Raw genomic sequence first — 7,853 nt, forward strand, 5'->3', positions numbered from 1 at the left:
ACGCGTGCCCACAGCAACGTGCCCCCGCTGCCAGGGGGTACATGGATGCGAACGACCGGCGCGCCATTGTCGGCGGCCCAGGACTGCACCCGCGTCCGCGCGAGCGCCAGGCGGATGTCCTGGTTCAGCCCCGCCCAGTCGGGCCGGGCGGGCGGCCGCGCCGAATCGAGCGCTTCGGGCAGGATCGTCTCGGCGGGCGCCCAGTCGCTGCGCCAGGTTGCGAGCAGGCTGGGCCGGTTGATCGCCATCGCCACCGCCTGCCGGCCGGCGGCGGTCGACAGAAAGCCTTCGCGTCTGGTAATCGCAAAGCCGAACAGGCCGGCGGCGGGATCGATGCGGAGCGCGCTTTCCTGGATGCCCGCCATGCCCAGCAGCGGCCAATCGGTGAAGCGCCCACCCAGTACCAGGTCCGCCCGATCTGCCACGAATCGCGCGATCGCCATCGCTGCGCGCTCGCCATGCACGCGCACCCGATCGGCAGGACGCGGCTCTTCGCTTTCCGGCATTCGCTGCGGATCGAACACCGGGGTCAGGGTAACCAGTCCCGGCCGCTGCTCCATGAAGCGGAACGGGCCGCTGCCGACCAGGCCACGCGACCGGACGATCGCAAGCTCGGGCTGGGCGAGCAACTGCAACAGGTTGGGCACCGGGCGGCGCAACCGGATTTCGACGATCTGCGGCGTCATCTCGGCCACTTCCTCGATATTGGCGAGGAAAGGCTGAAGCGGATTGGCACTGGTGTCGGCGCGTGCCCGATCCAGCACCGCGACGACGTCGCCAGCGGTGACCCGCGAACCGTCTGGCCATTCGGCCTCGGCCAGGCGGAAGATGTAGCTGGCGCCGTCGTCGATCACGATCCAGCGTTGGGCCAACCCCGGTTCGACCTGGCCATTGGCATCGAACCTCACCAGCCCCTGTGCGGTCGCGGCCAGTGCGACGCGCTGCGGTTCGGTCAGCGCGCGGCGCGAGGGGTCGGCCAGGTCGATGCTGCCGCCGATGACGCTGACGTCTACCGGCTGGTCATCCTGGCTGCGGTCGCACCCCGTCAGGGCCGGCAGGGTCAGCATCGCAAGGGTCAGGATCGGGAGGGCAAGGCGTCGGGGCATCAGGCTGCTCGACAGACGACGGGACCCCCGGCTCCTATCGTTTGTACCCGGCAAATGGAATCCCGTTCGTGTCGGGACGGGCGGTACGGGCTTGCGCTATCCGCCCGCGCCCCCAAGCTAGGCGGATCAATGCCCCAGATTCCGGAGACCGACGTGACCGCCACTCGTACCGAACGCGATTCCCTGGGCGATGTCGACGTCCCGGCAACTGCCTATTGGGGCGCTCAGACCCAGCGATCGATCAGCAATTTCCCTTTTCCCGCGACCGAGCGGATGCCGATCGCGATCATCCATGCGCTGGGCGTGGTGAAGCAGGCCGCAGCCCGGGTGAACCGGCGCCACGACCTGCCCGCCGATCTGGCAAATGCGATCGATACGGCGGCGGGGGAGGTCGCGGCGGGGCGGCTGGACGACCAGTTTCCGCTGGTCATCTGGCAAACGGGCAGCGGCACCCAGACCAACATGAACGTCAATGAGGTGATTGCGGGGCGGGCGAACGAGCTGCTGACCGGCGCGCGGGGCGGCAAGTCGCCGGTGCATCCAAACGACCATGTCAACCGCGGCCAATCGTCCAACGACAGTTTCCCCACCGCGCTCCACATTGCATCGGCGGTTGGGGTGCACCATCGTCTGCTGGCTGGGCTGGACCGGCTGCACGCGGCGCTGGATGCAAAGGCGCGTGCCTGGTCCGCGATCGTGAAGATCGGCCGCACGCATCTGCAGGATGCAACCCCGATCACGCTGGGGCAGGAGTTTTCCGGCTATGCCCACCAGATCGCCCGCGCGCGGGAACGGATCGATGCGGCGTCAGCCGAAATGCTGCTGCTTGCCCAGGGCGGGACCGCGGTCGGCACTGGCCTGAACGCGCCGGCCGGGTTCGATCAAGCGGTCGCGGCAGAGATCGCGGCGATTACCGGGCTTGGGTTCCGCACGGCGCCCAACAAGTTCGAGGCGCTGGCGTCGAACGATCCACTGGTCCAGCTGTCCGCCAGCCTCGCCACGCTGGCGGTCGCGCTGACCAAGATCGCGAACGATATCCGGCTGCTCGGTTCCGGTCCCCGGTCTGGCCTGGGCGAGCTGCGGCTGCCGGAGAACGAACCGGGCAGCTCGATCATGCCGGGCAAGGTGAATCCCACGCAGAGCGAAATGCTCACCATGGTCGCCGCCCAGGTGATCGGCAATCACCAGGCGGTGACCCTGGGGGGGCTCCAGGGTCATCTCGAACTCAATGTGTTCAAACCGCTGATCGGCGCGGCAGTCCTGCGGTCGATAGACCTGCTGGCGGTTGCCATGACCAGCTTTGCCGAGCGCTGCGTAGAGGGCATCGAGCCCGACCGCGCGCGCATCGCCGACCTGGTCGACCGATCGCTGATGCTGGTCACCGCACTTGCCCCGGCAATCGGCTATGACAATGCGGCTCAGATCGCCAAGCATGCACATGCCGAAGGGCTGACGCTGCGCGAGGCAGGGCTGGCGCTTGGGCTGGTCGACCAGGCGACCTTTGATCGGCTGGTGCGTCCGGAAGCGATGGTGGGGGATTGAACCCCGTCCCCGCCTGGCGCGTTGGACAGCCAGGATCTTGAGGAGAAACGCATTGGGTGCGACGACACTGGGCGCGCTGATCGGTGGCGCGATCGACAATATGAGCGGTGATGACGGCGTGGCCGACGGCGCGATGATCGGCGCGATCACGGCCAATGTGCTGAAGGTGGCGGTTCCGGTCATCGCCACCTATCTTGTCGGCTGGGCGGTGCTGCGCGGGATCGAACAGGCAGCGGATCGCTTGATGGAGAAGGGACAGACAGCATGATCGGACGCATCATCGGCGCCATGGTTGGCCGCGAAATCGACCGGCGCGACGGCGCGGGCGGGATCAAGGGCGCCGCGATGGGCTGGATCGCGGCGGGCGCGCTGCGCCGCATGGGCCCCTTGGGGCTGGTGCTGGGCGGCGGATATGTGGCCAAGAAGATTTACGATCGGGCCAAGGGACGCGGCCGGATCTGACCCTTAGGCCTTCTGCCGCGGGTTGACGGGGGGGCGTTGGCTGCGGCAAGCGCGGCCATGGCCTTCACCCCCGATCCAGATCCGCACGGCTTTCACCGGCGCGGCGTGTTGTTCGTGCTGTCGTCGCCGTCGGGCGCGGGCAAGTCGACCATTGCGCGGCGCCTGTTGGCGGCGGAACCCAATCTGGGCATGTCGGTATCCGCCACGACCCGGCCCATTCGCCCTGGCGAGCAGGACGGGGTGGATTATCACTTCATCAGCACCGACCGGTTCAAGCAGATGGTCGCCGACCAGGCGTTCCTGGAATGGGCGCATGTGTTTGACCACCGTTACGGCACCCCCAAGGCGCAGGTCGAAGCGATGCTGGCGCGGGGTCAGGACGTGCTGTTCGACATCGACTGGCAGGGCGCGCAGCAGCTGTTTCAGCTGAAAGGCGGCGATGTCGTGCGGGTCTTCATCTTGCCGCCGTCGATGCGGGAGCTGCGCCGTCGGCTGGATGCGCGCGGAACCGATGCCCAGGACGTTATCCAGCGGCGCATGGAACGCGCAGAGCGGGAAGCGAGCCATTGGGACAGCTATGACTATGTGCTGGTCAATGACGATATCGAGGCCTGTTTCGAACAGGTCCAGACCATCCTGCACGCCGAACGGCTCAAGCGATCGCGCCAGCCGGGGCTGATCGGGTTCATTCGGGAACTCGGCAAAAGCTGACCCGGCGCTGGCGGGTCAGTCGCCAAGCAGCGCCAGAAATGTCGTACCCGCCTGGAACTCGGCATGACGGGCGGCACGCGCCTGTTCGGCCAGCGGCTCGCGGCCCCATTGATCGGCCTGCCAATCCTCGTCGCAGCAGGCCGCGGTCCAGACGGTATCGGGATCGGCGGCGCCCTCGGTCAGCCACAGCGCGAGCACCAGCGATCCGGTCGTGGTGACGATCGGGGAAAGGCCCGCAAGCCCGAAGGCGTCGAATGCCAGCACCGCCGCCCGCAGCCGGTCGGTCGTCGCCATTGGTTGATCGACATGCATCACCCCCGCAGTCAGCGCGAACGCCACGTCATAGCGCGATCGGGCCCAATCGAGCGGCGGATCCCACAGCGCATGCTGCTGCGCCACCAGCCCCGGGGGATCGTCGGCGCGATAGCAGAGCAGGTCGCTTTCTCCATAGGCGGCAAGCTGGCGGGCAAATGCCTCCGGCGCCGGCGCGATCCGGTCGATGGCGGCATTGGCCAGCCCGGTCAGCGGCATCGCCCGCGGATCAAGCACATCGCCAACCCCGCGCCATTCCGCCGCCACCGCCTCGGCCAGTCGCTCGCCGGGCAGCGTCAGCAGCGCGCGTCCGGGCGTGTGCACCGGCTTGCCGTCCAGCGCGACGGACCAGCCGTCCGGCACCGGCGCCACTGCCGCATCGCGCCAGAAGCGCCTCATGATCCCGGTGGCGTCCGCCAGCGCCGGGCAAGGCTGCGCGGCACCACCGCCATCACATATACGCCCGCGATCAGGATCGCGGCGCCCAGTAGCCGACCCTCCAGCCCTGCCGACCTGCCCATCAGCACCAGCCCGAAAATGGCACCCACCGTTGCCGCCAGATTGACCGCGACGATCGTGAAATAGCGGTTGCGCGCCTGCAGGTCGGCGTCGGTCATCGGGCCTCCAGATAATTGAACAGCGCGGTTGCATGCGCCGCGACGAATACAGCCCCGGCATCCGCCAGTTCGTGCGGCTCGTGATAGCCCCAGCCGACCCCGACCGGATGCGCGCCGGCCGCCACCGCCATAGCCATGTCATAGCTGGTGTCGCCGATCATCACCGTGGCGTCCGGCGTAGCGCCTGCTTCGCGCATGGCGGTCAGTACCATCGACGGGTGCGGCTTGGACGGGTGGCGGTCGGCGGTCTGCAGCGTCAGGAAATGCCCCGCCAGCCCATGATGCTCCAGCACCATGCGTAGGCCGCGATCCGACTTGCCGGTGGCCACCCCCAAGCGCCAACCGGCCGATGCCAGCCTTGCCAGCCCTTCGGCGATCCCTTCGAACAGCGGTTCGTCCAGCAGCCCGCCATTGCTGCGCATCGCCTGAAAGTGGCGCTTGAAATCCTCGGCAACCGCCAGGTGGCGGCGGACGTCCAAGGTGGGCGCCAGCTGGGCCACGGCATCGGGAACGCTCAATCCCACGATCCGGCGGATCGCGTGGCGATCGGGTGGGGGCAGGCGATGGTCGTCGAATGCGCGTTCCATCGCCAAACAGATATTGGCCTGGCCATCCACCAGCGTCCCGTCGCAGTCGAAGATCGCCAGCCGGTTCATGGCCGCGCCGGCGGGTCCCGCATCCATTGCGCCAGATCGTGCTGGCCGCGCGCCGCGACGGCATCCGCCGCTGCCAGCCGCGCCGCTTCGGGCTTGTTCTGGTTGAGCTTCGCGGTCGCCCGCCAGGCCGAAGGGATCAGGCGAAAGCCCCGGATCGCGCTCGCCATCCTGTCGATCTTGCCGGGGTCGGCCTTGTCGCGCCGCCATTCGGGCTTTGGCGCCAGCGCTCGCTCATGCTCCTGGCCCAGGCGGTCGATCTGGTCCATCATCGCCGCATGGTCGACCAGCTCGATCTGGCCCACGATCTCAACGGCCAGATAGTTCCAGGTCGGTACTTCGTCCGGGCCCAGCCCGTACCAGTCGGGGCTGATATAGCCGTCCGGACCATTGACGACGATCAACCCGGTGGCGCCGGCCAGATGGGACGCCAGCCGGTTCGACCGCGCCAGGTGGAACCGCAGCGTGTCGTCGTCGGCCAGCGTGACCGGCAGATGCGCCACGGCTGGTCCATCCGGCGTGGTCGCGAACAGCTGGGCAAAGCTGCGCGCGCGGACAAAGGCGCGAACCGCGGCCTCGTCCTGCCAGCGAAAGGTCGGGTTGGGGTGCATCAGCGCTGCCCCCGCCCTCGCCGTTCGCCGCGGCGTTCCTTGCGCACCGCCTTGGCGTGCTGGCGCGCCTTGGCCTTCTGGCGTTCGCGCGACGGCGGCAGCGGTGCCTCGTCGATCAACGCAGCCTCGCCCAGCGCCGGATCAAAGCCCAGCGTGTCCATCGTCGCGGCGATATGGGCGGGCAGATCGGCGGTGACGTCCAGCCGCCCGCCATCGGGGTGGTCGATCCGGATGCGGCGGGCGTGCAGGTGCATCTTGCGACTGATCCCGCCGGTCAGGAACGCGGCCTGACCGCCATATTTGCCGTCGCCCACGATCGGATGTCCGATCGCTGCCATATGGACGCGAAGCTGGTGGGTGCGCCCGGTAAAGGGCTGCAATTCCACCCAGGCGCACCGATTGCCCGCGCGTTCGATCACGCGATAGCGGGTCCTGGCGGGCTGGCCTTCTGCTTCATCGACATGCATCTTTTCACCGCCGGTGCCGGGCTGCTTGGCGATCGGCAGGTCGATCATCCCGTCCTCGATCTCCGGTACGCCGATCACCAACGCCCAATAGACCTTCTTGGCGCTGCGCCCCGAAAAATGCTTTGAGAAATATGCCGCAGCACGCGCCGTTCGCGCCAGCAGCAGCGCGCCGGAAGTATCCTTGTCCAGCCGATGGACCAGCTTGGGCCGGCCGGTCTGGTCGAACTGGAGCGCGTCGAGCAGCCCGTCGACATGGTCGTGCGTGCGCGTCCCGCCCTGGGTGGCAAGACCGGGCGGCTTGTTGAGCACGATCGCCTGGGCGTCGCGATGGATCACCAGCGACTGGGCGAACGCCACCTGCTCCTCGCTCAGCGCCGGTCGCTGGCGGGCGGGCCGTGGCGCGCTGGCCGGCGCGGCTTCGGGGGGCGGAACCCGGATCGACTGGCCGGCGGCGACCCGGTCGCCGGGCGTCGCGCGGGCGCCATCGACCCGCAACTGCCCGGTGCGTGCCCAGCGCGACACGGTGTTGAAGCTGGTGTCGGGCAAATGCCGCTTGAACCAGCGGTCGAGCCGGATGCCGTCATCGTCGGCATCGACGGTGAACTGGCGCACCTCGCTCATGCCAGGACCCGCCCGACCGCAAGCCCCGCCATCAGCGCCGCCACTGCGCCGACCACCGACAGCAGCGCATAGGCCAAGGCGGCGATCCAGTCGCCGCGCTCCATCATCGTCACGATTTCCAGCGAGAAGGCCGAAAAGGTGGTGAAGCCGCCCAGCACCCCCACGCCCAGCAACAGCCGTACCGGCTCGCCACCGCTGGCGCCGCGCGCCAGCCATGCGGCGAGCAGCCCCATGGCGAGCCCGCCCGCCAAATTGACCATCAACGTACCCCAGGGATAGCCGGGTCCGAGCGCCGCCAGCGACGCGCGCCCGACCGCATATCGCGCGCCGGCACCGATCGCGCCGCCCAGCATCACCAGCAACAGGTTCCACATCGCCCTGCCCTAGCGCGGAAGGCGCGCCGGGGGAACCGCCCAACGAAGGCGGGGGGGGGTCAGGCCCCGCGGTTCGCGATCAGCTCAATCGCGGTGCCGCCCTGCTTGGCCGGCTTCAGGAACACCACATAGGCGGCATCATCGCGCGCGCGGGTTCCGCCCAGCACATGATCATCGCCCTCCGCCTGATGTTCGGCGGTGTACCCGGCATCGGTCGCGCGGGTATAGTACCAGTCAAGCGCGGTCTGGAGCGGCAGGTCGGTGGTGAAGCTCGCCACGCGCAGCGCGCAGCTGCCGCTCGATGTGCCGCCGGCTTCGACCAGCCGGGCATTGGGGATCATCGGCAGGTCCTTGGGCAGGCGCTGGGCCCAGGCCGG

The 7,853-nt window shown here is 68.6% G+C and carries 12 protein-coding genes; 4 read left to right on the plus strand and 8 right to left on the minus strand.

Going from position 1 to position 7,853, the window contains the following annotated elements; genetic code table 11:
* A partial coding sequence (locus tag DP116_RS30900; RefSeq protein ID WP_169157755.1) for an ABC transporter substrate-binding protein occupies positions 1-1,106 on the minus strand: 1,106 nt, incomplete at its 3' end.
* 129 nt (positions 1,107-1,235) lie between these two features.
* On the opposite strand from DP116_RS30900, the gene fumC reads away from it, so the two are divergent.
* Genes fumC through gmk form a run of 4 tightly spaced genes read left to right on the plus strand, consistent with a single transcriptional unit; the run spans position 1,236 to position 3,821 of the window.
* Positions 1,236-2,648, plus strand: coding sequence for a class II fumarate hydratase (fumC, locus tag DP116_RS30905; protein ID WP_211173500.1), 1,413 nt, complete (start codon positions 1,236-1,238; stop codon positions 2,646-2,648).
* A gap of 52 nt (positions 2,649-2,700) precedes the next feature.
* On the plus strand, positions 2,701-2,916 hold the full coding sequence (locus DP116_RS30910; protein ID WP_169157756.1) for a hypothetical protein: 216 nt from the start codon (positions 2,701-2,703) through the stop codon (positions 2,914-2,916).
* Positions 2,913-3,110: a hypothetical protein gene (locus tag DP116_RS30915; protein ID WP_169157757.1), complete on the plus strand. Its 198-nt coding sequence runs from the start codon at positions 2,913-2,915 to the stop codon at positions 3,108-3,110. The genes DP116_RS30910 and DP116_RS30915 overlap by 4 nt, the downstream gene beginning before the upstream one ends.
* Before the next feature lie 36 nt (positions 3,111-3,146).
* On the plus strand, positions 3,147-3,821 hold the full coding sequence (gene gmk / locus DP116_RS30920; RefSeq protein ID WP_211173501.1) for a guanylate kinase: 675 nt from the start codon (positions 3,147-3,149) through the stop codon (positions 3,819-3,821).
* Positions 3,822-3,836: 15 nt separating this feature from the next.
* Here the strand turns inward: gmk and DP116_RS30925 are convergent, their stop codons facing one another.
* From DP116_RS30925 to DP116_RS30955, 7 genes are all read right to left on the minus strand, one after another.
* Entirely contained in the window at positions 3,837-4,532 is a 696-nt protein-coding gene (locus DP116_RS30925; protein WP_169157758.1) for an ATP12 family chaperone protein, read from the minus strand.
* On the minus strand, positions 4,529-4,750 hold the full coding sequence (locus DP116_RS30930; RefSeq protein WP_169157759.1) for a hypothetical protein: 222 nt from the start codon (positions 4,748-4,750) through the stop codon (positions 4,529-4,531). Before DP116_RS30930 ends, DP116_RS30925 begins: the two co-directional genes overlap by 4 nt.
* Positions 4,747-5,406, minus strand: a complete 660-nt coding sequence (locus DP116_RS30935) for an HAD-IA family hydrolase (protein ID WP_169157760.1) — start codon at positions 5,404-5,406, stop codon at positions 4,747-4,749. Before DP116_RS30935 ends, DP116_RS30930 begins: the two co-directional genes overlap by 4 nt.
* Positions 5,403-6,014, minus strand: a complete 612-nt coding sequence (locus DP116_RS30940; protein WP_169157761.1) for an FMN-binding negative transcriptional regulator — start codon at positions 6,012-6,014, stop codon at positions 5,403-5,405. Before DP116_RS30940 ends, DP116_RS30935 begins: the two co-directional genes overlap by 4 nt.
* Entirely contained in the window at positions 6,014-7,102 is a 1,089-nt protein-coding gene (locus DP116_RS30945; RefSeq protein WP_169157762.1) for an RluA family pseudouridine synthase, read from the minus strand. Before DP116_RS30945 ends, DP116_RS30940 begins: the two co-directional genes overlap by 1 nt.
* Positions 7,099-7,476, minus strand: a complete 378-nt coding sequence (crcB, locus tag DP116_RS30950) for a fluoride efflux transporter CrcB (RefSeq protein WP_169157763.1) — start codon at positions 7,474-7,476, stop codon at positions 7,099-7,101. Before crcB ends, DP116_RS30945 begins: the two co-directional genes overlap by 4 nt.
* Before the next feature lie 59 nt (positions 7,477-7,535).
* Positions 7,536-7,853, minus strand: a 318-nt coding sequence (locus DP116_RS30955) for a hypothetical protein (RefSeq protein WP_211173502.1), incomplete at its 5' end; no start/stop codon positions are given.

The organism is Brasilonema bromeliae SPC951, assembly GCF_012912135.1.
GTDB classification, from domain to species: Bacteria; Cyanobacteriota; Cyanobacteriia; order Cyanobacteriales; family Nostocaceae; genus Brasilonema; species Brasilonema bromeliae.

Bases quoted from the DNA above. Each gene is read 5' to 3' on its own strand.
- fumC (WP_211173500.1), top strand. From the start codon at position 1,236: ATGCCCCAGATTCCGGAGACCGACGTGACCGCCACTCGTACCGAACGC.
- DP116_RS30945 (WP_169157762.1), bottom strand. From the start codon at position 7,102: ATGAGCGAGGTGCGCCAGTTCACCGTCGATGCCGACGATGACGGCATC.
- crcB (WP_169157763.1), bottom strand. From the start codon at position 7,476: ATGTGGAACCTGTTGCTGGTGATGCTGGGCGGCGCGATCGGTGCCGGC.
- DP116_RS30930 (WP_169157759.1), bottom strand. From the start codon at position 4,750: ATGACCGACGCCGACCTGCAGGCGCGCAACCGCTATTTCACGATCGTC.
- DP116_RS30935 (WP_169157760.1), bottom strand. From the start codon at position 5,406: ATGAACCGGCTGGCGATCTTCGACTGCGACGGGACGCTGGTGGATGGC.
- DP116_RS30915 (WP_169157757.1), top strand. From the start codon at position 2,913: ATGATCGGACGCATCATCGGCGCCATGGTTGGCCGCGAAATCGACCGG.
- DP116_RS30940 (WP_169157761.1), bottom strand. From the start codon at position 6,014: ATGCACCCCAACCCGACCTTTCGCTGGCAGGACGAGGCCGCGGTTCGC.
- DP116_RS30925 (WP_169157758.1), bottom strand. From the start codon at position 4,532: ATGAGGCGCTTCTGGCGCGATGCGGCAGTGGCGCCGGTGCCGGACGGC.